Origin of the sequence: Enterobacter sp. 2VL (assembly GCF_005503595.1) — a bacterium.
Lineage (GTDB): Bacteria > Pseudomonadota > Gammaproteobacteria > Enterobacterales > Enterobacteriaceae > Enterobacter > Enterobacter cancerogenus.
Genome location: NZ_SCNE01000002.1, coordinates 436,456 through 458,050 on the forward strand (window position 1 = coordinate 436,456; position 21,595 = coordinate 458,050).

The 21,595-nt window shown below is 56.3% G+C and carries 23 protein-coding genes; 11 read left to right on the forward strand and 12 right to left on the reverse strand.

Annotation, left to right across the window (positions count from 1 at the left end; translation table 11 throughout):
- Window positions 1-42: 42 nt before the first annotated feature.
- Both tatE and FFS28_RS06480 read right to left on the reverse strand, forming a co-directional pair.
- Window positions 43-246: a twin-arginine translocase subunit TatE gene (gene tatE, locus FFS28_RS06475; protein ID WP_006177131.1), complete on the reverse strand. Its 204-nt coding sequence runs from the start codon at window positions 244-246 to the stop codon at window positions 43-45.
- Between the two features lie 128 nt (window positions 247-374).
- Window positions 375-1,163 carry a deaminated glutathione amidase gene (locus tag FFS28_RS06480; protein WP_137849076.1) on the reverse strand — a complete coding sequence of 263 codons (789 nt, stop codon included), beginning with the start codon at window positions 1,161-1,163 and terminating at the stop codon, window positions 375-377.
- A 67-nt stretch (window positions 1,164-1,230) separates the two neighbouring features.
- On the opposite strand from FFS28_RS06480, the gene crcB reads away from it, so the two are divergent.
- A complete protein-coding gene (gene crcB, locus FFS28_RS06485) occupies window positions 1,231-1,617 on the forward strand; it encodes a fluoride efflux transporter CrcB (RefSeq protein ID WP_137849077.1) in 387 nt (128 codons plus the stop codon).
- A gap of 216 nt (window positions 1,618-1,833) precedes the next feature.
- Here the strand turns inward: crcB and cspE are convergent, their stop codons facing one another.
- Together cspE and pagP are read right to left on the reverse strand one after the other, a co-directional pair.
- Window positions 1,834-2,043 (reverse strand): transcription antiterminator/RNA stability regulator CspE, encoded by a 210-nt coding sequence (gene cspE / locus FFS28_RS06490; protein WP_006177128.1) that lies wholly within the window; start codon window positions 2,041-2,043, stop codon window positions 1,834-1,836.
- Between the two features lie 190 nt (window positions 2,044-2,233).
- Window positions 2,234-2,851, reverse strand: a complete 618-nt coding sequence (pagP, locus tag FFS28_RS06495) for a lipid IV(A) palmitoyltransferase PagP (RefSeq protein WP_171007387.1) — start codon at window positions 2,849-2,851, stop codon at window positions 2,234-2,236.
- Window positions 2,852-3,589: 738 nt separating this feature from the next.
- On the opposite strand from pagP, the gene dcuC reads away from it, so the two are divergent.
- From dcuC to ptsP, 7 genes are all read left to right on the forward strand, one after another.
- Window positions 3,590-4,957: an anaerobic C4-dicarboxylate transporter DcuC gene (gene dcuC / locus FFS28_RS06500; RefSeq protein WP_137849079.1), complete on the forward strand. Its 1,368-nt coding sequence runs from the start codon at window positions 3,590-3,592 to the stop codon at window positions 4,955-4,957.
- Window positions 4,958-5,050: 93 nt separating this feature from the next.
- Window positions 5,051-5,860, forward strand: coding sequence for a ribonuclease I (gene rna, locus FFS28_RS06505; protein ID WP_137849080.1), 810 nt, complete (start codon window positions 5,051-5,053; stop codon window positions 5,858-5,860).
- Window positions 5,861-6,033: 173 nt separating this feature from the next.
- The gene (locus FFS28_RS06510) at window positions 6,034-6,360 is read left to right on the forward strand and encodes a PTS fructose transporter subunit IIB (RefSeq protein WP_137849081.1); all 327 of its coding nucleotides are present in this window, start codon (window positions 6,034-6,036) and stop codon (window positions 6,358-6,360) included.
- A 24-nt stretch (window positions 6,361-6,384) separates the two neighbouring features.
- Window positions 6,385-7,629, forward strand: coding sequence for a PTS fructose transporter subunit IIC (locus tag FFS28_RS06515; RefSeq protein ID WP_137849082.1), 1,245 nt, complete (start codon window positions 6,385-6,387; stop codon window positions 7,627-7,629).
- A gap of 12 nt (window positions 7,630-7,641) precedes the next feature.
- Window positions 7,642-8,727, forward strand: a complete 1,086-nt coding sequence (ypdF, locus tag FFS28_RS06520; RefSeq protein ID WP_137849083.1) for an aminopeptidase — start codon at window positions 7,642-7,644, stop codon at window positions 8,725-8,727.
- Window positions 8,727-9,767 carry an aminopeptidase gene (gene ypdE, locus FFS28_RS06525; protein ID WP_137271771.1) on the forward strand — a complete coding sequence of 347 codons (1,041 nt, stop codon included), beginning with the start codon at window positions 8,727-8,729 and terminating at the stop codon, window positions 9,765-9,767. The genes ypdF and ypdE overlap by 1 nt, the downstream gene beginning before the upstream one ends.
- 22 nt (window positions 9,768-9,789) lie before the next feature.
- The gene (ptsP, locus tag FFS28_RS06530) at window positions 9,790-12,285 is read left to right on the forward strand and encodes a phosphoenolpyruvate--protein phosphotransferase (RefSeq protein ID WP_137849084.1); all 2,496 of its coding nucleotides are present in this window, start codon (window positions 9,790-9,792) and stop codon (window positions 12,283-12,285) included.
- Window positions 12,286-12,288: 3 nt separating this feature from the next.
- Here the strand turns inward: ptsP and FFS28_RS06535 are convergent, their stop codons facing one another.
- The 3 genes from FFS28_RS06535 to FFS28_RS06545 form a co-directional block, all read right to left on the reverse strand.
- Complete coding sequence (locus FFS28_RS06535) at window positions 12,289-13,143, reverse strand: AraC family transcriptional regulator (RefSeq protein ID WP_058610648.1); 855 nt, start codon at window positions 13,141-13,143, stop codon at window positions 12,289-12,291.
- Complete coding sequence (locus tag FFS28_RS06540; RefSeq protein ID WP_006177115.1) at window positions 13,133-13,747, reverse strand: flavin reductase family protein; 615 nt, start codon at window positions 13,745-13,747, stop codon at window positions 13,133-13,135. Before FFS28_RS06540 ends, FFS28_RS06535 begins: the two co-directional genes overlap by 11 nt.
- Window positions 13,748-13,836: 89 nt before the next feature.
- The gene (locus FFS28_RS06545; protein WP_088207697.1) at window positions 13,837-14,667 is read right to left on the reverse strand and encodes an alpha/beta fold hydrolase; all 831 of its coding nucleotides are present in this window, start codon (window positions 14,665-14,667) and stop codon (window positions 13,837-13,839) included.
- 254 nt (window positions 14,668-14,921) lie between these two features.
- Between FFS28_RS06545 and rnk the strand changes: the two genes are divergently transcribed.
- Both rnk and yldA read left to right on the forward strand, forming a co-directional pair.
- Complete coding sequence (gene rnk / locus FFS28_RS06550) at window positions 14,922-15,332, forward strand: nucleoside diphosphate kinase regulator (RefSeq protein WP_137849085.1); 411 nt, start codon at window positions 14,922-14,924, stop codon at window positions 15,330-15,332.
- Between the two features lie 146 nt (window positions 15,333-15,478).
- Window positions 15,479-15,568: a small membrane protein YldA gene (yldA, locus tag FFS28_RS21945; RefSeq protein WP_502704963.1), complete on the forward strand. Its 90-nt coding sequence runs from the start codon at window positions 15,479-15,481 to the stop codon at window positions 15,566-15,568.
- A gap of 10 nt (window positions 15,569-15,578) precedes the next feature.
- Here the strand turns inward: yldA and FFS28_RS06555 are convergent, their stop codons facing one another.
- On the reverse strand, window positions 15,579-16,817 hold the full coding sequence (locus FFS28_RS06555; protein ID WP_006177110.1) for a zinc-dependent alcohol dehydrogenase: 1,239 nt from the start codon (window positions 16,815-16,817) through the stop codon (window positions 15,579-15,581).
- Between the two features lie 181 nt (window positions 16,818-16,998).
- Between FFS28_RS06555 and uspG the strand changes: the two genes are divergently transcribed.
- On the forward strand, window positions 16,999-17,427 hold the full coding sequence (gene uspG, locus FFS28_RS06560) for a universal stress protein UspG (RefSeq protein WP_088207699.1): 429 nt from the start codon (window positions 16,999-17,001) through the stop codon (window positions 17,425-17,427).
- A 39-nt stretch (window positions 17,428-17,466) separates the two neighbouring features.
- Here uspG and FFS28_RS06565 read toward each other — a convergent pair whose 3' ends face one another.
- From FFS28_RS06565 to FFS28_RS06580, 4 genes are read right to left on the reverse strand one after another with little or no spacing between them, the layout of a single operon-like run.
- On the reverse strand, window positions 17,467-18,234 hold the full coding sequence (locus FFS28_RS06565; RefSeq protein WP_137849086.1) for a dimethyl sulfoxide reductase anchor subunit family protein: 768 nt from the start codon (window positions 18,232-18,234) through the stop codon (window positions 17,467-17,469).
- The gene (locus FFS28_RS06570; RefSeq protein ID WP_042320954.1) at window positions 18,234-18,791 is read right to left on the reverse strand and encodes a 4Fe-4S dicluster domain-containing protein; all 558 of its coding nucleotides are present in this window, start codon (window positions 18,789-18,791) and stop codon (window positions 18,234-18,236) included. The genes FFS28_RS06565 and FFS28_RS06570 overlap by 1 nt, the downstream gene beginning before the upstream one ends.
- Window positions 18,788-21,064, reverse strand: a complete 2,277-nt coding sequence (locus tag FFS28_RS06575; RefSeq protein WP_137849087.1) for a molybdopterin-dependent oxidoreductase — start codon at window positions 21,062-21,064, stop codon at window positions 18,788-18,790. The genes FFS28_RS06570 and FFS28_RS06575 overlap by 4 nt, the downstream gene beginning before the upstream one ends.
- Window positions 21,061-21,537, reverse strand: a complete 477-nt coding sequence (locus FFS28_RS06580) for a TorD/DmsD family molecular chaperone (RefSeq protein WP_249357427.1) — start codon at window positions 21,535-21,537, stop codon at window positions 21,061-21,063. Before FFS28_RS06580 ends, FFS28_RS06575 begins: the two co-directional genes overlap by 4 nt.
- Window positions 21,538-21,595: the final 58 nt, after the last annotated feature.

Here is a 21,595-nt window from a genome sequence, read left to right on the forward strand (position 1 = left end):
TCATGAGCCGGTTTTTTTTTCGCAAGCCAACAGGCATTGCCGTTACTCTTTGTGAGAAAGCTTCTCTGCAGGAACGCCATCTTCGGCGCTTTTCTTCGCCGCCGCGTCATCATCGTTCATCGCTTTCTTAAAGCCTTTGATGGCTGCACCCAGATCGCCACCCAGTGTGCGTAACTTCTTGGTACCAAACAGCAGGACGACCAGTGCGGCAACCACCAGCAGTTTGGTAATACTAATCTCACCCATAGATACCTTCTTTACATAAAACAGGCTGCATTCAGCGCCGAAAAAACCTGATGGTATTAACGGTCATTTGGCGCGCGCACACAATAGCAATCTGTAACAAGGTGAATCAAGCACTGATGAAAAAAACATCATAATAATTGCGGTGGCGCAAAACGTCGGTTGCGTAGAACAGGTAATTGCTGCCGCGCAAGCGCTATTCGCTCTGAATTTACTTCCGCCAACAGCAAAGCGGGTGCCTCTGCCGCTGCGGCGATGGTCACCCCCAACGGATCGATAACCCGGCTCTGCCCGATATTTTTATTCCCACACTCCCCTGCTGCCACAACATAGCAGGTGGTATCGAGCGCGCGGGCGGCCAGCAGCGTGGCCCAGTGGTGCTCTTTAAGCGGTCCTTTAACCCATGCAGCGGGGAGCACCAGCACATCAGCCCCCTGCAGCGCCAGGTTTAACGCCAGCTCCGGGAAGCGGATATCATAGCAGGTCATCAACCCGACCTTAACACCCTGAATATCAATCAGCGGCGGGACGCGATCCCCCGGATCAACCAGCCGTGACTCCTGGATACTAAACGCGTCATAGAGATGGAGCTTGGCATAGCGGGCAATCACCTCTCCTGCCCGTATTGCCACCAGGGTATTCACTGCCCTGCCCGACGTGGACGGGACGTGGATCGTCAGAATGGTGGTGAGCGCATTGCCCTCGCTTTCGGCCAGCAGACGTTTCAGGAACGGCCCCTCAAGCGACTGCGCGGACTTTACCGACAGGTCCGGGTCATTATCATCACGCGCCAGCAGCGCCTCTGGCAGCACCAGCATCGCTGCGCCCTTCTGCTGCGCCTGTGCCATCAGAGACACGCATTTTTGCGCATTCACCTGCCAGTCTGGCGTGACGGCAAACTGTCCTACGGCCACATACATAATTGTCCCCTGCTCATAAACAGCGTTACACTCGATGTTCTTAACTATCAAATAGCAGGAATCTACAGTGTTACAACTACTTTTAGCCGTTTTTATTGGTGGAGGAACAGGTAGCGTTGCACGGTGGCTGTTAAGCATGCGGTTTAACCCGGTGCATCAGGCTATCCCCCTGGGAACACTGGCTGCAAACATGATTGGGGCGTTTATCATCGGGATGGGGTTAGCCTGGTTTAATCGCATGACCGATATCGACCCGATGTGGAAAGTCTTAATCACCACCGGCTTCTGCGGCGGATTAACGACCTTTTCTACCTTCTCGGCCGAAACGGTTTTCCTGTTTCAGGAAGGGCGCATCGTCTGGGCGCTGGGCAACATCGCGGTTAACATGCTCGGCTCATTTGCGATGACCGGGTTCGCATTTTGGCTCGTTTCTTCTGCCAGCGCGCATTCCTGATCGCAGCGTTAATGTTAGCTTAATTTTTATCTGTCACTCTGAGCGCAATACTGAACGAGGGTGACAGCATGAAAGAGAGTTTGATGAGCGCAGGTATGGTTTTGCTGAGCGTCGCGATCGTTGCCAGCTTCCTGAAAATCTATCTGATGGGCTGATTGCAGACGAAAAAAACCCGCTCGATGAGCGGGTTTTGAAATTCTTGCTGACGAGTCTGTATTACAGAGCCATTACGTTAGCAGCAGATGGACCTTTGGCACCGTTAGTGATTTCGAACTCTACGCGCTGACCTTCAGCCAGAGTTTTGAAACCATTAGACTGGATTGCAGAGAAGTGTACGAACACATCTTTGCTGCCATCTTCAGGAGTAATGAAACCGAATCCTTTGGACTCATTAAACCACTTAACGTTACCTTTAATCTTAGACATCAAAATTACCTTTACATTAAAAAACGACACAAATGCTGTGTCGGGTATCAGTACATCAATTGTGGGACGTTTTGTCCAGCGGATCTTTGATAAAAAGTGACAAAAGTCGCGTTAATTTTAACTGACGGATTTTTATCCTTTGCGATACAAGGGCTGCCCATTTTTTCGCCATAAGGAAGCGCATTTTTAGTTAAAACTGAAAACGCATCCAGGCGAAGTAAACGTTACCGTTGTTATAGGTCCCAGGGATATAGGTCATCTGGAACGTCGCAGGACCATAGCCGATGGAGGCCAGCGGCAGCAGAACTGGCACCGGAATGTACTTCCAGTTATCACGCGCGGTGAAACCTGCCGTATACCCCAGCCCGAGGCGGAAATTATCGTCCGATAACGGACGCCAGGTTTTCTCCCACCCGTAGCCGCCAATCGGTTCCCACTTGTTGTATGAGTCTTTAAACGCCATCAGATACAGGCCGTGCCAGTTGCCTTTCTCATCCCAGCGGGACTGACCAAAGCCGGCACCCCATGGGCGCTCGTTGTAGCGATCCGTTTTCTCTTTGTCATAGGCAAAGCGGGCATGCCACGTGATGGCCGGAATATACAGATCGTAATGCTCCGGCTCGTTCCACGTCTGCGCTACATTATCTTTAAGGGTAGAGAACCACCCTTTCTCGCTTACGTTGTCGCTTGCGCTCGCAACGCAGGCGAAACTTAACTGGCCGAAAATAAAGGCTAATATGATAAAAAACTTATTACGTAAAATCACAATACTATTACCATTCTTAGTATACGAGGCGAAGCTTACCATAGAATAGTTGAACGAAGTCTTAACAGAATCGTCCCTGTTCCTAATTATCTTTCTTCCTACTGAGAATATTCTGAGAAATATCTCAACTCTTCTGAATAACCTCAAAATAGTAATTATTTTTAACGATAATTTAACATCTTACCGTAATCATAAATAACCTCCACTTCATTCCAGCGCGGGAGTGTTATAAGCCTAACCTCGCGAAGAGCCGCGCCAGATCTGGCCTTTCTCTCTCAGCCCTCCGCAGAGTAAAAAGCGAAAAATGCTATAACGCTGATGCATGCACGTACAATATACCCGTGGCAAAAAGTTATGGAAAAATCATATTCACGGCACTCCATAAGCGCGGCGTAATTAATAAACTAAAAAAATAATTCCCGCATTTTTATTCAGGGATTACGGACGTGTTTCACGTTAATGCTGTGATGCATAAATAATATTTGTTGCGTTGCTGCGCCAAACTTTCACTGGTGATAAGAACCGGGATACGTGGGCGAAACGCCCGAAGATAATACAAAACTACCCATTTCCCGGGCGCCAGGGCATATAATAAGCATTCATTCGGTCAATGACGACGCGACTGAAATGCCAGTGCGGTGGCAAAAAAATCGTCGATACTGCCTTAAGTCGTCTCTTTTTTGATTTTAATCAGCAAGGGCAGACCATTAATTCGGCACATTTCATGCTTCTTTTTTATTGATTATTTCACTTTTGGGCAGCAAGGATACAGGGGAAATCATGCTTACGTTTATCGAGCTCCTTATCGGGGTCGTGGTCATCGTCGGTGTAGCGCGCTACATCATTAAAGGGTATTCAGCGACGGGCGTGCTGTTTGTCGGTGGCCTGACGCTGTTGATTATCAGCGCGTTGATGGGCCATCAGGTTCTGCCCGCCAGCGAGGCCAGCACCGGCTATACCGCTACCGATATCGTGGAATATATTAAGATTCTGCTTATGAGCCGCGGCGGCGATCTGGGCATGATGATTATGATGCTGTGTGGCTTTGCTGCCTATATGACCCATATCGGTGCCAACGATATGGTGGTCAAGCTGGCCTCTAAGCCCCTGCAGTACATTAACTCCCCTTACCTTCTGATGGTGGCGGCCTACTTCCTGGCATGCCTGATGTCGCTCGCGGTGTCATCGGCGACCGGGCTTGGCGTGCTGCTGATGGCAACGCTGTTCCCCATTATGGTCAACGTGGGGATCAGCCGTGGTGCAGCTGCAGCTATCTGCGCCTCGCCAGCGGCAATCATTCTCTCCCCAACCTCTGGCGACGTTGTGCTGGCGGCGAAAGCGGCGGAAATGTCGCTCATTGACTTTGCCTTTAAAACAACGCTGCCCATTTCAATTGTGGCTATAGTTGGCATGGGCATCGCACATTTCTTCTGGCAGCGCTATCTCGATAAAAAAGAGAACATTAATCACGAAATGCTGGATGTGAGTGAAATCACCACAACCGCCCCAGCGTTTTACTCCATTCTGCCGTTCACGCCGATTATTGGCGTGCTGATTTTTGACGGCAAATGGGGCCCGCAGCTGCACATTATCACCATCCTCGTGATCTGCATGCTGTTGGCCGCCCTGCTGGAGTTCGTGCGCGGCTTTAATACACAGAAAGTGTTCTCCGGCCTTGAAGTGGCGTATCGCGGAATGGCAGATGCCTTTGCCGGGGTGGTGATGCTGTTGGTGGCCGCAGGCGTGTTTGCGCAGGGGCTGAGCACCATCGGCTTTATTCAGAGCCTTATCTCCATTGCAACGTCGTTCGGCTCTGCGAGCATTATTCTGATGCTGGTGCTGGTCGTCCTGACCATGCTGGCGGCAATGACCACCGGCTCCGGTAACGCGCCGTTCTATGCATTCGTCGAGATGATCCCAAAACTGGCGCACTCCTCCGGTATCAACCCGGCGTACCTCTCCATTCCGATGCTGCAGGCATCCAACCTGGGGCGCACCATTTCCCCGGTATCCGGCGTCGTGGTTGCGGTGGCCGGGATGGCAAAAATTTCGCCTTTCGAAGTGGTGAAACGCACGTCGGTGCCGGTCCTGGTTGGGCTTATCATCGTGATTATTGCGACGGAGGTACTGGTGCCAGGCGCCGCCTGAGCCTCCTGCCTGTTGCCAAAAAAGCGCCTGCGGGCGCTTTTTATGCTTTAATAACTTCCAGAAATATTTCGCTCTCACCGATCAGGAAATCACATGTTCAGGAAGGATATCGTTATCCCGGCTGGCGCTATGGCGCTCGCACTCTGCGCACTCAGCGCACACGCAGAACCGCTCAAGGCCACACAGTATGGCGATTTCGATCGCTACGTTCTGGCACTCTCCTGGCAAACCGGTTTTTGTCAGAGCATGGCTGAGCGCAACCGCAACGAGCCGGAGGAGTGCCGCCTGCAAAAAGAGAGCGCGAATAAAACCGATTTCCTGACCGTTCACGGGCTATGGCCCGGCTTGCCTAAGTCTGTCGCCGCGCGTGGCGTGGACGAACGCCGCTGGATACGTTTCGGCTGCGCCACCCGCCCCATTCCAGACATGCCGGAAGCAAAAGCCAGCCGCAAATGTGCCGCAGCCGAGACAGGGCTTTCACTGTCTGCTGCCGCAAAGCTGAACAGCGTGATGCCCGGCGCGAGCGGCACGTCCTGCCTCGAACGGTATGAGTACGCCCGACATGGAGTCTGTTTTGGCTTCGATCCCGACGCCTATTTCGGCACTATGGTCCGTATGACCCAGGAGGTCAAAAGCAGTACCCTGGGGACATTTCTCGCCGGGAACTACGGCAAAACCGTTAACCGCAGCGCCTTTGATGACGCAGTGGCTAAAAGCTGGGGCAAAGAGAGCGTGAAGGCGATCAAGCTCACCTGTAATGGCAACCCGGCTTATCTGACGGAAATGCAAATCTCGCTGAACGCGAGCACCATTAACAATCCGCTCGCGGCGGCCTCCTTCGCGCCACGCCCGCATCCCGGTAACTGCGGCAAACAGTTTATTATCGATAAAGTCGGCTACTGACCCTCCGGCCGGGCAGCTTCTGCCCGGCAATTCATTCCTTTCCCTTATATGACGACCCGCGTCACACTTCCGGCTATACGCATCATTTTTCCAGTCATTGCATTATTTATCCGGTAAACAGCGCCAGATCCTCCCCGCCATAATCAAGGCGTTACCTACAGGAGGAATTACACATGGCTAAAAAATTGATTGCACTTTGCGCCTGCCCAATGGGCCTGGCACACACCTTTATGGCAGCTCAGGCGCTGGAAGAAGCGGCGGTGGAAGCGGGCTATGAAGTCAAAATTGAAACGCAGGGCGCGGACGGCATTCAGAACCGCTTAACGGCGCAGGACATTGCCGGGGCTGACATCATTATCCACGCCATCGCCATTACGCCGGAAGACAACGAACGCTTTGAAACGCGCGACGTTTACGAAATTACGCTTCAGGACGCCATCAAAAATGCGGCTGGCACCCTGAAAGAGATCGAAGAGTTGATTGCTGCAGAACAACAATAATCCTCAACCTCAGGGGTTTTCGTCATGGCAATTAAAAAACGCAGTGCGGTGCGCCCGGTAGAGGGCGATACGCTCGCCATCAAGCCGGCACCCGTCGCGGCAGGCAATACGTTCTGGAAAGAGCTGCCTCAGCACATTATGTCGGGCATTTCCCGCATGGTGCCAACGCTCATCATGGGCGGGGTGATCCTCGCCATTTCGCAACTGATCGCCTACGTCTGGCTGGAGATCCCGCCAGACACCGGTATTCTTGACGCGCTTAACTCAGGCAAATTCACCGGGTTTAACCTGTCGGTGCTGAAATTCGGCTATCTGACCGAGTCCTTTGGCGGGCTGCTGTTTAGCTTCGCCATCCCGATGTTCGCCGCGTTCGTCGCCAACTCCATCGGCGGCAAACTGGCCTTCCCGGCCGGGTTTATCGGCGGTCTTGTCGCCACCCAGCCTACGCTGGTGCTGAATTTCGATCCTGAAAAACTCACCTGGCTTGCCACCAAACCGGTGCCGTCGACCTTTATCGGCGCGCTGATTATCGCCATTGCCGCAGGCTACCTGGTGAAATGGCTGAATACCCGCATCAATCTCCCGCAGTATTTGCTGGCGTTCAAAAGCACCTTCCTGATCCCGATTCTCTCCGCCCTGTTTGTGATGCTGGCAATGTATTACGTCATCACCCCGATTGGCGGCTGGCTCAACGCCGGGATGCGCACCCTGCTTCTCGCCGCCGGTGAAGCAGGCTCGATGATGTATGCCATCGGCATGGCTGCGGCCACGGCGATTGACCTTGGCGGTCCGATCAACAAAGCGGCCGGGTTCGTCGGGCTGGGACTGACGACCGATCACATTTTGCCGATAACCTCCCGCGCGGTGGCGATCGTTATCCCACCGATTGGTCTGGGGTTGGCAACGCTGATTGACCGCCGCCTGACCGGCAAACGCCTGTTTAGCCCACAGCTTTATCCGCAGGGCAAAACCGCCATGTTCCTCGCTTTTATGGGGATCAGCGAAGGGGCAATCCCGTTCCTGCTGGAAAACCCGCTCGCGACGCTGCCAGCGTACATGGTCGGTGCCATAGCGGGCGCGATGACCGCCACCGCCCTGGGTGCTGTGCAGTGGTTCCCGGAATCTGCCATCTGGGCATGGCCGCTGGTGACCAATCTGGGGGCGTATATGCTCAGTATTCTGGTCGGCGCGGTCATTACGGCCCTGCTGGTGGTGACTATCCGTAACCACATGCATAAACGCGGAAAACTCTCCGTCGATACGCTGTAACGGGATAACGAGATGGATTTACTCACAACGCTTCGCCACTGGCTAAAGACCGAAAAGCTGGATGGCGTGCTGATTGCCTCACGGCAGAACAAACAGCCCCATCTGGGCCTGTCCACCGGTTCGGGCTATGTGCTGGTTACGCGAACCGCCGCGCATATTCTGGTGGATTTTCGCTACTACCACGACATCGCCTCACGCGCGGAAGGCTACCGGATGCACTTGCTTGATGCAGAGCATTCGTTTGCCGGGGTGGTGAACCAGCTGATTGCCGACGAAGGGCTTTCGCGGCTGGGCTTTGAAGGCGAACACGTCAGCTGGCACACCGCCTGCCAGTGGCGCGACGCGCTGAATGCGACGCTGTGCGGGATCTCTCTCGACGCCCTGCGACAGATTAAAACCGCGGACGAAATCGCCCGGATCCGCGCGGCGTGCCGCATCGCCGACGACGCCGCGCATCATATCCGCCGCTTCATCCAGCCGGGGATGCGCGAGCGCGAGGTCGCCGCCGAGCTGGAGTGGTTTATGAAGCAGCAGGGCGCAGATAAGCCCTCCTTCGATACTATCGTTGCCAGCGGGCCACGCGGCGCAATGCCGCACGGCAAAGCCTCCGATAAGGTCATCGACGCGGGCGAAATGGTCACCCTCGATTTTGGCGCCCAACACCAGGGATATTGTTCGGATATGACGAGGACCTTCCTTGTCGCCAGACAAGGCCAGACACCCGAGGCGCATCCGCTCTACGCGGTTTACCAGACCGTGCTGGCGGCGCAACTCGCGGCCATCAATGCCATTCGTCCCGGCGTCCCCTGCCATGCGGTGGATGCTGCTGCCCGGGAGACAATCGCGCGCGCAGGCTACGGCGCGCAGTTCGGTCACAACACCGGGCACGCTATCGGCATTGATGTCCATGAAAATCCGCGATTTTCCCCCACGGACGCCACGCTGCTAAAACCCGGCATGCTCCTGACCGTGGAGCCTGGCATCTACCTTGACGGTGTGGGCGGCGTGCGGATTGAAGACGTGGTGCTGGTCACGCACACCGGGGCCGAGGTGCTCTACACCATGGACAAAACGCTACTGATGACGGGAGAACACTGATGGACAAGGAATTACTGCGCGCGTTAAGCGAAGCCGATGCCATTGCCGCGTCGGAGCAAGAGGTGCGCGACATCCTGATTAACGAAGCACATCGCTATCACAAAGACGTTCAGTTCGACGGTCTCGGCTCGGTGCTCATTCGTGTGAATCAGAGCAACGGGCCAAAGGTGATGATTTGCGCCCACATGGACGAAGTCGGTTTTATCGTACGCAGTATTTCGCGTGAAGGAGCCATCGATGTCCTGCCGATTGGCAACGTCCGCATGATGGCCCGCACGCTTCAGCCCGTACGCATCACCACCCGCAACGGGCTAAAAATCCCGGGCCTGCTGGACGGCGATCTGAAAGGTGAAACCGTAGACAACCTGCGCGTGGATATTGGCGCAACCTCAGCCGAGGAGGTCTACGCTGCGGGCATAGATGCGGGCGACCGCGTGACGTTCGATACGCCTTTCCAGACGCTTCCCCATAACCGGGTGATGGGAAAAGCCTTCGACGATCGCCTCGGGTGCTATCTGCTGATCACCCTGCTGCGCGAGTTGCATCAGGCCCCGCTCGACTGTGAACTGTGGCTGGTAGCCAGTTCCAGCGAAGAGGTTGGGCTGCGTGGAGGGCGCACCGCAGCCCAGGCCATTCATCCTGATATTGCTCTGGTCCTCGATACCGCCTGCTGGTCGAAAAACTTTGATTACGGTAACGCAAACCACCGTCAAATCGGCGCCGGCCCGATGCTGGTGCTGTACGACAAAACGCTTATCGCCCCACCGAAACTGACCGCGTTCATTGAATCGGTAGCGCGTCCGCTGGGGATCCCGCTGCAAAAGGATATGTTCAGCAACGGCGGTACCGACGGCGGCGCCATTCACCTGTCCGGGACGGGCGTTCCCGCGGTGGTGTTAGGCCCGCCAACCCGACACGGGCACTGCGCAGCCTCGATCGCCGACGAAAAAGACATTAACCAAACTCATCAACTGCTTGTCGCCCTGGTGGCGTGTATGAATCGTGAGACCGTGGCTCACCTGACGGACTTCAGGTGCTGATCTCACGCGTTAAGGAGAGCGTATGATTTCTATTGAATTTTCCTGCCCGCTGCCCAACGGCCTGCACGCCCGTCCGGCGTGGGCGCTTAAAGAGCAGTGCAGCGTCTGGCGCAGCGATATCCGTTTTATCAATAACCGGCTTAACACCCAGGCGGATGCCAAAAGCTCGCTGGCGCTGATCAGCACCGGCACGCTGTTTAACGACAGCTGCGTGCTCGAAATCAGCGGCAGCGACGAAGAGCAGGCCAGACGCGTGCTTGAACAGTATGTAAATACGTCGTTCATCGACAGCGACAGCATCCCGTCAGGGGATGCGCCGCACGTCGCACATCCTCTGCCCCGTTCGCTGATGCGGCTTAATCCGCAGCTGCAGCACGCCATTACGCTTGCCAGCGGCATCGGTAGCGGAACGCTGCGGGCCTGGCAGAGCGATAATCTCCATCGCTATCGTCAGATACCGGCCTCGCCGGAGGATATCACCCGTCTGGAACACAGCCTCGCCACGCTGGCGGAGCAGCTTAACCAGCGCCTGCGCGGGCTGGGGGGTGAAAGTAAAACCATTATCAGCGCGCACCTGTCGCTGATTCAGGACGATGAGTTTGGTGGCAATATTCGCCGTCTGATCGGCGAAGAACGGCTGAGCCTTGCAGAGGCGATCATTGGCAACATGGAGCAGATTTGCGACAAGCTCTCCCATTCGGCCAGCGATTACCTTCGCGAGCGCGTCAGCGACATCCGTGATATCAGCGAACAACTGCTGAGCATTACCTGGCCTGAGCTTCAGCAAGCGTCCGTATTTACGCTGGATGCGCCCACGATTCTGATGGCGGAAGATTTAACCCCGAGTCAGTTTTTAAGCCTTGATACCCGCTATCTGAAAGGCATGGTGCTGGAAAAAACCGGGCGAACGTCGCATACCCTGATCCTGGCCCGCGCCGCTTCCATTCCGGTACTCAGCGGGGTAACCATTTCCTCCCTGGCACCGTTTACCGGCGACGAGGTCATTCTTGACGGCGTGTGCAGCGTACTGGTGGTGAAGCCTGATGAGGCGGTGAATCACTACTACAGCGTGGCGCAGCGGCTTGTCGATAAACGCCACCAGCAGCAGCTCAAAGACGCCGGGCGTCCTGCGCTGACCCGGGATAATGTTGCCGTGGATATTGCCGCCAATATCGGCAGCGCCCTGGAAGCCCCCGGCGCGTTCGCCTGTGGCGCGCAGGGCGTTGGGCTGTTCCGTACCGAAATGCTCTACATGGATCGCGATACCGCCCCGGATGAGCAGGAACAGTTTGAAGCCTATCAGCAGGTGCTGCTCTCGGCTCAGGGTAAACCGGTGATCTTCCGCACCATGGATATCGGCGGCGATAAACAGATCCCGTATCTCAATATCCCGCAGGAGGAGAACCCCTTCCTCGGCTATCGTGCGGTACGCATCTACCCTGAATTCGCTCACCTGTTCCGTACCCAGCTGCGGGCGATTTTACGCGCAGGCGCCAGCGGAAATGCCCTGCTGATGATCCCCATGGTCCACAGCCTCGACCAAATTCTGTGGGTGAAACAAGAGCTGCAAAACGTCCGCGAGGAGCTGACGTCACAGGGGCTGCGTCACACCCCGGACCTGCCGCTGGGCATCATGGTGGAAGTCCCGTCCGTCTGCTTTATCATCGATCACTTCTGCGACGAGGTGGATTTTTTCAGTATTGGCTCAAACGACATGACCCAGTACCTCTACGCCGTCGACCGTAATAACCCGCGCGTCTCGCCGCTGTATAACCCGATCACACCGTCATTTTTACGCATGGTGCGCCAGATCGTCACCGCTGCCCATCGCCACGGCAAATGGGTCGGGATCTGCGGCGAACTCGGCGGCGAACGTCGTTATCTGCCTCTGCTCCTGGGGTTGGGCATCGATGAATTTAGCATGAGCGGGCCGCGCATCCCTGACGTGAAAACGTTGCTCCGCCAGCTTGAGCTAAGCGCGTGTCAGACCCTGGCAGAACGTGCCTGCGAGTGCCGCAGCGCAGAGGAGATCGAAGCCCTTCTGGCGGAATTCACCCCTGAAGAGCCGCCGCGTCCACTGCTGGCGCAGGAGACAATCGTCTTCAACGAACCGCTGGCTTCCAAAGAGCAGGTGCTGCAATTTTTATGCGGCAATCTGGCGATCCACGGACGCACAGAACACCCGCTCGAGCTTGAAGAAGATCTCTGGCAACGGGAAGAGATTGTCACCACTGCCGTCGGGTTTGGGGTGGCGATCCCGCATACCAAATCCCAGTGGATACGCCACTCCAGCATTAGCATTGCCCGTCTGGAGAAGCCGATTGACTGGGAGTCGGATATGGGAGAGGTCGAGCTGGTGATCATGCTGACGCTGGGTGCTCAGGAAGGAAACAACCACGTCAAGGTCTTCTCTCAGCTGGCCAGAAAACTGGTCAACAAGGCGTTTCGCGCGTCGCTTTTTGCGGCCGACTCGCCGCAAAGCATGCTTGACCTGCTCAATGCTGAAATCACCTTCTGACCGCTACTGAAATCGCGTGCGGTACTCCCCCGGCGTCAGGCCAAACTGACGCCGGAACAGACGGCAAAAGTAGTCGCTGTCGGGATAGCCGCAGCGCTTCGCCACTTCCCCCACCGGCAGGTGATATTTTTGCAGGATCGTCCGCGCTTTTCCCATACGCACCCAGCGAACATAGTCCACAAAACTCATGGTGCCCTGCTGCGAAAACAGGCGCGAGAGATGGTTGGGCGAGATGTTAAACAGGGCGGCCACGCTTTCACGGGTCAGCGCCCCCGCATAGTTGACCTGGATCCAGCTGCAGATGCTTTGATAGAGAAAATCGCCGCGCGACATCCCCGGCTCGGGCAGAGAAGAGACCCGTTTACGGCACCAGTTCAGCAGGCTCAGCACCAGCGGCTGGATAATATCCTGGTCCTGCGGGGAGGCACTGAGATGGGTCAGCGCCGTCAGCATGGCCGCACACTCCCCCCTTTCCGGATGCGGAAGCTCCACTTTTCGCTGCGGCTCAACGGCCTGCCCGCTGCGGGCATCCTGAAATGCCAGCCCAAGCCACGACGGGGCAAAAATAATGCTCAGCAGCATAACTGGCCGGGCAAACGTTGGCGAACAGACGGTGCGTGACGGGAGAAACAGCATCTCCCCCTGGCGAATCGCTTTTTGCTCGGCAATGAGCAGGTTGCCGTACTCGCCGCGCAACACCACATCGAGCCGCGGCCATTCGAGGGCTACGGTCCCGGACGAGGTGGATGACGGGCGATGGGCAAACCAGACGCGTCCAAGCTGCTGGGGATTGAGGACCAGCCCGCTAAACAGGTCGGCAAAGAACTGTTGATCGGCAGGCAGGCTGTTATCGCGCATCCGGGCGAACCAGGTCGAAGCGATGGGTATCGCTGATTGCGTAATAGGCCGTTGGCCCGCCCGCGCGCAGGATCGGCTGCGCTTTCGCCGTCTGGTAAATTCCCTCCTCCAGCAGCGTTTCGGCAATATGCACCCCGACCACTTCGCCTAGCACTAGCCAGGTGTCAATCGGCGTACCGTCGGCCCCCGTGAGCTGTATACACTGCGACAGGCGACACTCAAAGTTGACCGGACTTTCCGCCACGCGCGGCGCGCTGACAAGCTGGCTGGCGGCTGGCGTCAACCCGGCAAACGCAAATTCATCCTCGCCGGGCGAAAGCGTCGCGGACGTTTCATTCATCGCTTCGGCCAGACTGCGCGTTGCCAGGTTCCAGACGAACTCACCCGTTTCGGTAATATTACGAACGCTGTCTTTCCAGCCATTGCTGGAAAAACCAATGATCGGCGGACGATAGTTAAAGCAGTTAAAGAAGCTGTAAGGGGCAAGGTTTCGCTGACCGGCGCGGTCGCACGACGCGATCCAGCCGATCGGACGCGGACCAATAATGGCATTCAACGGGTCATGCGGCAGGCCGTGCCCCTGAGAAGGTTGATAAAAATACATGAGGCTCTCTCACTGGTGGGGCAGATACGAATGACGCTTCGCTCAGTGCCCTGATTCAGGACACTCAGCGTAACGCAATCCGCACGAAATTAGGACTGAATAAATTTCAGCAAATCGTCATTAATCTGATGCTTATGGGTGGTGCAAATGCCGTGAGAGCCGCCGGCGTACACCTTAAGCTCCGCGTTCGGCAGGATCTCTGCGGCCACGCGCCCGCAGGTGTCGATCGGCACAATTTGATCGTCATCGCCGTGGATCACCAGCGTAGGGATGGTCATCTTCTTCAGATCTTCGCGCAGGTCCGTCTCCGAGAAGGCTTTCACGCAGTCGTACAGCGCCTTGATCGACCCCTGAAGCCCCTGCTCCACAAAACTTTCACGTACCGCTTTAGACTCTTTTGCGCCCGGGCGATTGTAGCCATAAAACGCAGCGGTCAGCTCGTAGAAGAAGGCCGCCCGGTCGTTTACCACCCCTTCGCGAATACCATCAAAGACCTCTTTTGGCACGCCGTCCGGGTTAAAATCGGTTTTGATCATAATCGGCGTCACGGCCCCAATCAGCACCGCTTTAGCGACGCGATCGGTGCCGTGGCGGCCGATATAGCGCGCCACTTCTCCGCCGCCCGTTGAATGCCCAACGTGCACCGCCTCTTTCAGGTTAAGGTGCGCGGTCAGCTCGGCCAAATCGTCCGCGTACTGATCCATCGTATGCCCGTCCCACGGCTGCGCCGAGCGCCCGTGACCGCGGCGGTCGTGGGCAATAACGCGAAATCCTTTCGACCCCAGATACAACATTTGATCTTCAAAGGCATCGGCGGTTAACGGCCAGCCGTGGCTGAAGACAATCGGCTGCCCGCTGCCCCAGTCCTTAAAATGCAAATAACTGCCGTCTTTCAGGGTAAGTTTGTCGTAATTGCTCATGAAATCTCCTGACAGGAAACACGGAAGGCGGATAGTCGCCCACAAAGGGCGCTTAAAAAGAATAATGCAAATTGGCAAGGCAGCACGTTTTTCGCCAAAAATTCATATGGCGTATGAATGTGACCTTCATCACTTCAAACTTGCCTCTTCAGCCAGTATCATCAGGAGAGTTAAACCCTCGCTGCCAGACGGCGAGGGTTTTCTTTTGGATTGGTTTCTGCGTAACACGCAGCATTCACGACATGGAGTAAGAAATGTCCAGACCTAAAATTATCATTAATGAGCTCGACGCAGAACGTATCGACCGCCTTCTGGAAAAACCAGATTACGCCTCACTCCCGGTTGCCGACGCCCTCAACGAGGAGCTTGATCGCGCGCAGATGTGTACGCCAGAGTCCATGCCGCATGACGTAGTGACGATGAACAGCCAGGTGACGTTCCGCAACCTGACCACCGGTGAAGAACTGACCCGTACGCTGGTCTACCCGGCGCAGATGACCGACAGCGCCACGCAGCTTTCGGTTCTGGCCCCCGTCGGCGCGGCGCTGCTGGGTCTGCGTACCGGTGATACCATTCACTGGGATCTTCCGGGCGGTGCGTCTACCCATCTGGAAGTGCTCGCCCTGCTCTACCAGCCAGAAGCCGCCGGTGAATACCTGCGTTAATCCCTTCTGAACAAGCGCCTGTTCACTTTGCACAGAGGATGCCAGGCATCCTCTTTCCGCTTTTTACGCATTTCACCCAAACGTCCTATATCGCCGAAAAACGCCTTCATCCACGCTTAATCTGTTTGCGTCGCGCGGAAACGCTTATGGGTGAAATAGCGTTCATCACACTGGTTTATCTGGTTTTTTTGGCGGTCATCGTCATGGCCGTGCTTTACCTGGAACGTCACTGGTAAGCGAGCCGGGTTACACGACCCCGCCGGGAAAGGCATTCACCAGCCCTTTCACCTTCTGCTCTGCCGCCTCCGGCGTGTCTGCGCCAGGTACCAGGATAACCTTCCGGCACTCCTCTTCGCGTTTTTCGAAAATTTTGTAGGCACGTTCGGCATCGGTCAGCGGCAGATAGTGCGTCACAATCTCTTCCGGGGTAAGCAGCCCCTGTTCAATAAGCGGCAGTAGCTCGCCCAGCCAGGCATGGACGTGCGTCTGGCCCATTTTGAACGTAATGCCTTTATCGAAGGCATCGCCAAACAGGAAGCCGTGAATAAACCCGGCATATACCCCGGGTACGCTCACCACGCCGCCACGACGCACTGCGGCAATGCACTGGCGCAACGCTTTACCACTGCTTCCCTCAATTTTGAGGTTGCTCAGGATAGTTTCCGTGGTGCTGCCCTTCGCTTCAAAACCAACGGCATCAATCACCGCATCCACGCCGCGCTGGCCCGCTGTCTGTTCGATAATTTTCTCCGCCGCATCGTTGTCGTCGTCGAAGTTGATCGGGATGGCACCGTAACGTTCTTGCGCAAACCGCAGGCGGTACGGGTGATGGTCCACCACAAAGATTTGCTCAGCGCCAGCCAGCCGCGCGCAGGCAATGGTGAGAAGCCCCACCGGCCCCGCCCCGAAAACGGCAACGCTTGAACCTTTACCCACCTGCGCGTTTTTCACCGCCTGCCAGGCGGTAGGCAAAATGTCAGACAGGAAAAGCGCTTTGTCGTCGGAGAGCAGCTGCGGCACTTTAAACGGCCCCACGTTGCCTTTCGGCACGCGCACGTACTCCGCCTGCCCGCCCGGCACACCGCCATAAAGATGGCTGTAGCCAAACAGCGCGGCGGGTGCGGGGATTTGCTTTTTGTTCAGCGCAGCGCCCTGCCCGGCGTTGGTTTTTTCGCAGGCGGCGTACTGGTGCATCTGGCAAAAGAAGCAGTCGCCACAGGCAATGACAAAGGGGATCACCACGCGGTCGCCCTTCTGAAGGTTCTTCACGTCCCGCCCGCTTTCAACCACTTCGCCCATAAATTCATGACCAAAGATATCGCCATGTTCCACCTTAGGGATCTTCCCGCGATAGAGATGCAGGTCAGAGCCGCAGATGGCGGTGGCCGTCACGCGCAGGATGATATCGTCAGGCTGCTCAATGACAGGATCGGGGACATTCTCAACGCGAACATTGTGCGGACCGTGATACGTCAATGCCTTCATACGACCTCCGAAAGGATGTGGGTAAGCTACTAAAAGGGTAGCTACCTCTCGGGCGTACCCCCGAAATCCGCACCTTTTGAGATTTATCCTGGTGATATAAAAAAGTGCTGTTGAGGTTACAGAAAGCATAATTATTTTATGGTTGAATGATTTCAGCGTTAATAAACAAGGAGAAACGGGTATGTATCAGACAATCATTATGCCGGTTGATGTTTTTGAGATGGAGCTAAGCGACAAAGCCGTTCGCCACGCCGAGTTCCTGGCGCAGCAGGACGGAATTATTCACCTTTTGCACGTATTGCCCGGCTCGGCGAGCCTGAGTTTGCACCGCTTTGCCGCCGACGTGCGTCGCTTTGAGGAACACTTACAGCACGAGGCCGAAACGCGGCTGCAGACCATGGTCGGGCACTTCAGCATCGATCCCTCCCGCATCAAAACCCACGTCAGGTTTGGCAGCGTGCGTGATGTGGTTAACGAGCTGGCCGACGAACTGAAGGCTGACGTAGTAGTGATCGGCTCACGCAATCCTTCGATTACCACGCACCTGCTGGGGTCCAACGCCTCAAGCGTGATCCGCCACACCCATATCCCGGTGATGGTGGTGCGCTAAACGCCCATAAAAAACCCCGCTGATGCGGGGTTAGTTTTATCAGTACAGGTGTCCGATGTTCACGATGGTGCTGACCGTATCACCGAAGAAGGTCAGGCGGCTGAGCACGACCCCCACCAGCAGAATCGCGAAGATCGCTTTCTGATTCGGCTGGCGCTTCAGCGTTAATCCACATCCCAGCAAGCAGCAGACCAGGCTACCCAGATAGAGCGGCGAGCTTAACCACGCCTGCGCCGTCATCTTCACCACCGTGCCGCCGCTCAGCCAGATAACAGGCGCGGCGATCATCAGTGCCATCAGGGCGATAACACCCTGTTGCAGAGCGCGATGGGAGGATTGCAGCCCGAGCAGCGGCGTGGCGGCGCAGCCCATCACCCAGACGGTAGCGAAAAACAGCATCATGGTAATGCCATTGGCAATCGCCTGCATGGCGGGCGCGGCATAGGTCATGCCCTGCACAACCACCAGCAACACCCCAAACAGGGACGCCAGCAGCGCAGCGCCTTTATTGCCTTTGGTGAGGAAAGCCAGGCCGATGGTCCCCCCGTAGATCGTCGCGCCGAGAATTTCACGGCTCAGCCAGGCGTGTTTCAGGTTGATCAGCGCGTTATAGGCGTGTTCCGGGTGCGCCAGGTGCAGGATCGCCGCAACGGACGCTACCCCAAGGATCGCACCGGTGGTAAGCCAGTACAGGCGGTTACCTTCGATCTCACCGCGCAGCGTCCGCCAGGTGAGGAGTAACGTCATCCCCACCGACATCTGGCTCAGCACGGTAAAAATCACCAGCGGCAGTTCATACTTTTCCATTATTTATCCCCCGGCTGCTTTGGCTGACGGGCAAGAATAAAGCGCGTACCCGGATTAAGCTGCGGCATATGCGGGAAGCCCGGCGGATACTGCACCGCGTTGTTCGGCAGCGGATCGGCGTCCAGGTCAATAAGCGTCAGCGCTCCTACCGGGCAGGCGTTCACGCAGGCCGGATTCATGCCGATATCCAGACGTTCGTAGCACATGCTGCACTTCTCGGCTTTTTGCGTCTCTTCGTTAAAGCGCGGCGCGCCGTAAGGACAGTTGCGAATGCAGTTTTTACAGCCAATGCAGCGCTCAGGATTATGCACCACCACGCCGTCATCACGTTTGGTGTAGGCTTCCACCGGGCAGGCGGCCAGGCAGGCCGGATTTTCACAGTGGTTACAGGCCAGCGAGAAAAACGCGCGTTCTTCGTGCGGGTAAATGGCTTTATCCAGCGGATAGACATAGCGCCAGAAGCGGTCCGGCTCCAGCTGGTTAAAGCTTTTACAGGCCATAGCGCACCCACGGCAGCCAATGCACTTATCACTGTTCACTAAAAATGCGCGTCTCATGCCTCTACTCCTTCATTTGCAATGAGGACAATGTCAACAAACTGGTCATGTATGGCCGCACCGGGCGCGCCGGTTGCCATCAGGCCCATATCGGCCGGGGTGTCTTTCACCACGTTTTGCACGTTGTAACTGAGCTTGTTAAACCAGGATTCATACATCACCAGGAAATCCTCCGGCACGTTGGTGGTGACCTTCGCGCGCAGTTCAACTTCGCCGATCTCGTTAAATACCCGGACGGTAGCCAGATCGCGGATGCCTTTTTTCTTCGCGGCGACGGGATGGATATAGACGAACGGCTCCGGCCAGAAGACCTGCATCCAGTCGAGGTTGACGAACTGCGAGTGCAGGCCGTACTGCAGATGCGGCGTAAAGAGGTGGAACGGCAGTTTACCCTCGGCGGCAGGCAGATATTCCGGCAGCGCCTTGTGGCCGTTTTTCTCGCACAGCTCAGAGAGGAACTCGTACTTGCCGGAGGGCGTTTTGAATTTGCGATCGTACCAGGCGGCGCTGCTCGGCATTTTGGCCTTCACCGGGCCGTCCAGCAGGTCGTCCCACGAGCTGATGCCGAACTGTTTCGCCAGCCCGTCGTTAAACTCGAGGTCCAGCCATGTTTTTTGATCAACATCCTGCGGGAAGGTGCAGGAGCCCGGCTCCATTTTGTTGATGGTGCGCGAGAGCAGCACGGCAATATCCAGGTCGCTCTTGCATTCGTACATCGGCTTGATTGCCGGTTCGTTCACCGTCAGCCAGTAGTGCCAGTAAGAGGATGAGGCGCTCCAGTGCTCAAAGGTCGTGGTGACAGGCAGAACGATGTCGGCGTGCTGTACCGTCTCGTTAAAGAACTGATCCACGCACACTACCATCTCCAGCTTCTCGAACGCTTTTTCCATTTTGTTGCGATCGAAATCCTGCGCGAACGGGTTCTTACAGGCGACCCACAGCATGCGAACCGGCGGATCGTTAGCGTCAAGAATGCTCTGTGCGGTCTGGTTCAGGTTCAGCGCGCGGTCTGAATACTGACTTTTCTCGCCGCTGTCGCTGACAAACTCGCCAACCGGACCCGCGGCACCCGTCATACCGACGGAGCCAGCCGGTGGCTTTTGTGCCATCGCATGGTAGTTATAGCCCCAGGTTTGCAGATGGCCGTAGCGCGCCCCGCCGCCTTCAACCCCGATGTTACCCGTCATCGCCACGAAGGCATCGATGGCGCGCACGTTCGCCCCGCCGTTGACGTGACGCTGCATGCCGTAGCCGATCCAGACGGTGGCGGGCTTAACGGCGGTAAACTCGTCCGCCAGCTGCCGGATAACGTCCGGGGCCAGCCCACAGATTTCGGATGCCCACTCCACCGTAATGTTGTTGCGCAGGTACTGCTCAAACTCGGGGTAGCCGTGGGCGAACTGGGTCACAAATTCCTGATCAACGCGGCCTAAATCCAGCAGGTGACGCGCCATGCCCAGCGCCAGCGCGCCGTCAGAGCCGGGCCGCACGCGCAGATAGAGATCGGCTTTTGCGGCAGTTTGCGAGAACAGCGGATCGATAACCACGACCTTCGCCCCTTTCTCCCGCGCCTGATAGATGTATTTCATCGAGTGCATGGAGCACCAGGCCGGGTTCGCACCCCAGAGAATGATGTATTTGGCCTTCACCATATCTTCCGGGTCGTTACACCACATGTCGCCCATGTCGTAATGCTGGGCGTCAATTCCCGCTGGCCAGCACGGGGTACCGGCAAAGCGGGTGGTGTATCCCAGAGAAGACATCATCCCTTCCACGGCGTAACTCATCACGCCGAGGTTGCCGGAGTATTTGGTCAGCGCCAGCCCCAGCAGGGAGCCATCTTTCTTTTTGATCTCCAGCATTTTGCTGGCAATGCGCTGCATCGCCTCGTCCCAGGAGATGCGTCGCCACTTACCGCTGCCGCGTCCGTCCTGAATCATCGGATACTTAATGCGGTCCGGGGAATAAACGCGGCGCGGATAGGTCAAGCCTTTCACGCACGGCGCGCCGTGGGTGTAGGTCGATTCACTCGCGCCATCCACGAAGGTGATGACATCGTCCTTCACCCAGGTTTTCAGGCTGCAGGTGTCGTAACAGTTACGCGGGCAGGCGTTGCGGAAAATTTTGTAGGTTTTAGGGTTAAACGGAATCGGCGGCTGGGCCATCGCGCAGCGGGAAGATAATAACCCGCCAGGCAGTGCCGCAACGGTACCTAATGCAATCAGGCCTTTTAAAAAGGAGCGCCGGTTTAGCTGTCCTTTATCAATGCTCATAATATTACTCTCGTTTTTAATTCATCTAACCAATTAGTAAGTTGCAGGGCGACTTCTCTTATTGCAGATGTTTTCGCATTGTTTTTGATGTTGTCGATAAACGCAGGCAGCCACAGCGCCAGGTGGCCCGTTATAAAGCGGGTCAGGGCGTCATGATATTGCGGTAAATGACGAGCGTGGACACAGAGCATAACCACCAGCTCCAGCTCAATGCTGATATGGTCATCCGGTGCCGCGCTGTCCTCCCCCACCACCAGCCCCACGCTGTCTAAGAATTCGCGTACGTTAAGGGTTGTCGGCCCCATAACCAGCGGCTCCTCGTCAAGCCAGACCGAGGCGTAGGGCGCGGCCAGCGGCGCCATCGGCCCGACAAACAGCGCGCTGAAATCGTACTCCATCTCCAGCCAGGCGCTGTCGTCCCAAGCTTTACACTGCGGATAAAGCTGACGCAACGCCCGCTGTCGTGCCGTCATTTCTGAGGCGCTAAAAAAATCGCGTAAGGCTAACCCGGTTAATTCAAATAATGACAGA

Excerpts from the sequence above, each read along its gene's own strand:
- tatE (WP_006177131.1), bottom strand. The coding sequence starts at position 246 with ATGGGTGAGATTAGTATTACCAAACTGCTGGTGGTTGCCGCACTGGTC.
- FFS28_RS06480 (WP_137849076.1), bottom strand. The coding sequence starts at position 1,163 with ATGTATGTGGCCGTAGGACAGTTTGCCGTCACGCCAGACTGGCAGGTG.
- cspE (WP_006177128.1), bottom strand. The coding sequence starts at position 2,043 with ATGTCTAAGATTAAAGGTAACGTTAAGTGGTTTAATGAGTCCAAAGGA.
- pagP (WP_171007387.1), bottom strand. The coding sequence starts at position 2,851 with ATGGTAAGCTTCGCCTCGTATACTAAGAATGGTAATAGTATTGTGATT.
- dcuC (WP_137849079.1), top strand. The coding sequence starts at position 3,590 with ATGCTTACGTTTATCGAGCTCCTTATCGGGGTCGTGGTCATCGTCGGT.
- rna (WP_137849080.1), top strand. The coding sequence starts at position 5,051 with ATGTTCAGGAAGGATATCGTTATCCCGGCTGGCGCTATGGCGCTCGCA.
- FFS28_RS06510 (WP_137849081.1), top strand. The coding sequence starts at position 6,034 with ATGGCTAAAAAATTGATTGCACTTTGCGCCTGCCCAATGGGCCTGGCA.
- FFS28_RS06515 (WP_137849082.1), top strand. The coding sequence starts at position 6,385 with ATGGCAATTAAAAAACGCAGTGCGGTGCGCCCGGTAGAGGGCGATACG.
- ypdF (WP_137849083.1), top strand. The coding sequence starts at position 7,642 with ATGGATTTACTCACAACGCTTCGCCACTGGCTAAAGACCGAAAAGCTG.
- ypdE (WP_137271771.1), top strand. The coding sequence starts at position 8,727 with ATGGACAAGGAATTACTGCGCGCGTTAAGCGAAGCCGATGCCATTGCC.
- ptsP (WP_137849084.1), top strand. The coding sequence starts at position 9,790 with ATGATTTCTATTGAATTTTCCTGCCCGCTGCCCAACGGCCTGCACGCC.
- FFS28_RS06535 (WP_058610648.1), bottom strand. The coding sequence starts at position 13,143 with ATGCGCGATAACAGCCTGCCTGCCGATCAACAGTTCTTTGCCGACCTG.
- FFS28_RS06540 (WP_006177115.1), bottom strand. The coding sequence starts at position 13,747 with ATGTATTTTTATCAACCTTCTCAGGGGCACGGCCTGCCGCATGACCCG.
- FFS28_RS06545 (WP_088207697.1), bottom strand. The coding sequence starts at position 14,667 with ATGAGCAATTACGACAAACTTACCCTGAAAGACGGCAGTTATTTGCAT.
- rnk (WP_137849085.1), top strand. The coding sequence starts at position 14,922 with ATGTCCAGACCTAAAATTATCATTAATGAGCTCGACGCAGAACGTATC.
- yldA (WP_502704963.1), top strand. The coding sequence starts at position 15,479 with ATGGGTGAAATAGCGTTCATCACACTGGTTTATCTGGTTTTTTTGGCG.
- FFS28_RS06555 (WP_006177110.1), bottom strand. The coding sequence starts at position 16,817 with ATGAAGGCATTGACGTATCACGGTCCGCACAATGTTCGCGTTGAGAAT.
- uspG (WP_088207699.1), top strand. The coding sequence starts at position 16,999 with ATGTATCAGACAATCATTATGCCGGTTGATGTTTTTGAGATGGAGCTA.
- FFS28_RS06565 (WP_137849086.1), bottom strand. The coding sequence starts at position 18,234 with ATGGAAAAGTATGAACTGCCGCTGGTGATTTTTACCGTGCTGAGCCAG.
- FFS28_RS06570 (WP_042320954.1), bottom strand. The coding sequence starts at position 18,791 with ATGAGACGCGCATTTTTAGTGAACAGTGATAAGTGCATTGGCTGCCGT.
- FFS28_RS06575 (WP_137849087.1), bottom strand. The coding sequence starts at position 21,064 with ATGAGCATTGATAAAGGACAGCTAAACCGGCGCTCCTTTTTAAAAGGC.
- FFS28_RS06580 (WP_249357427.1), bottom strand. The coding sequence starts at position 21,537 with ATGACGGCACGACAGCGGGCGTTGCGTCAGCTTTATCCGCAGTGTAAA.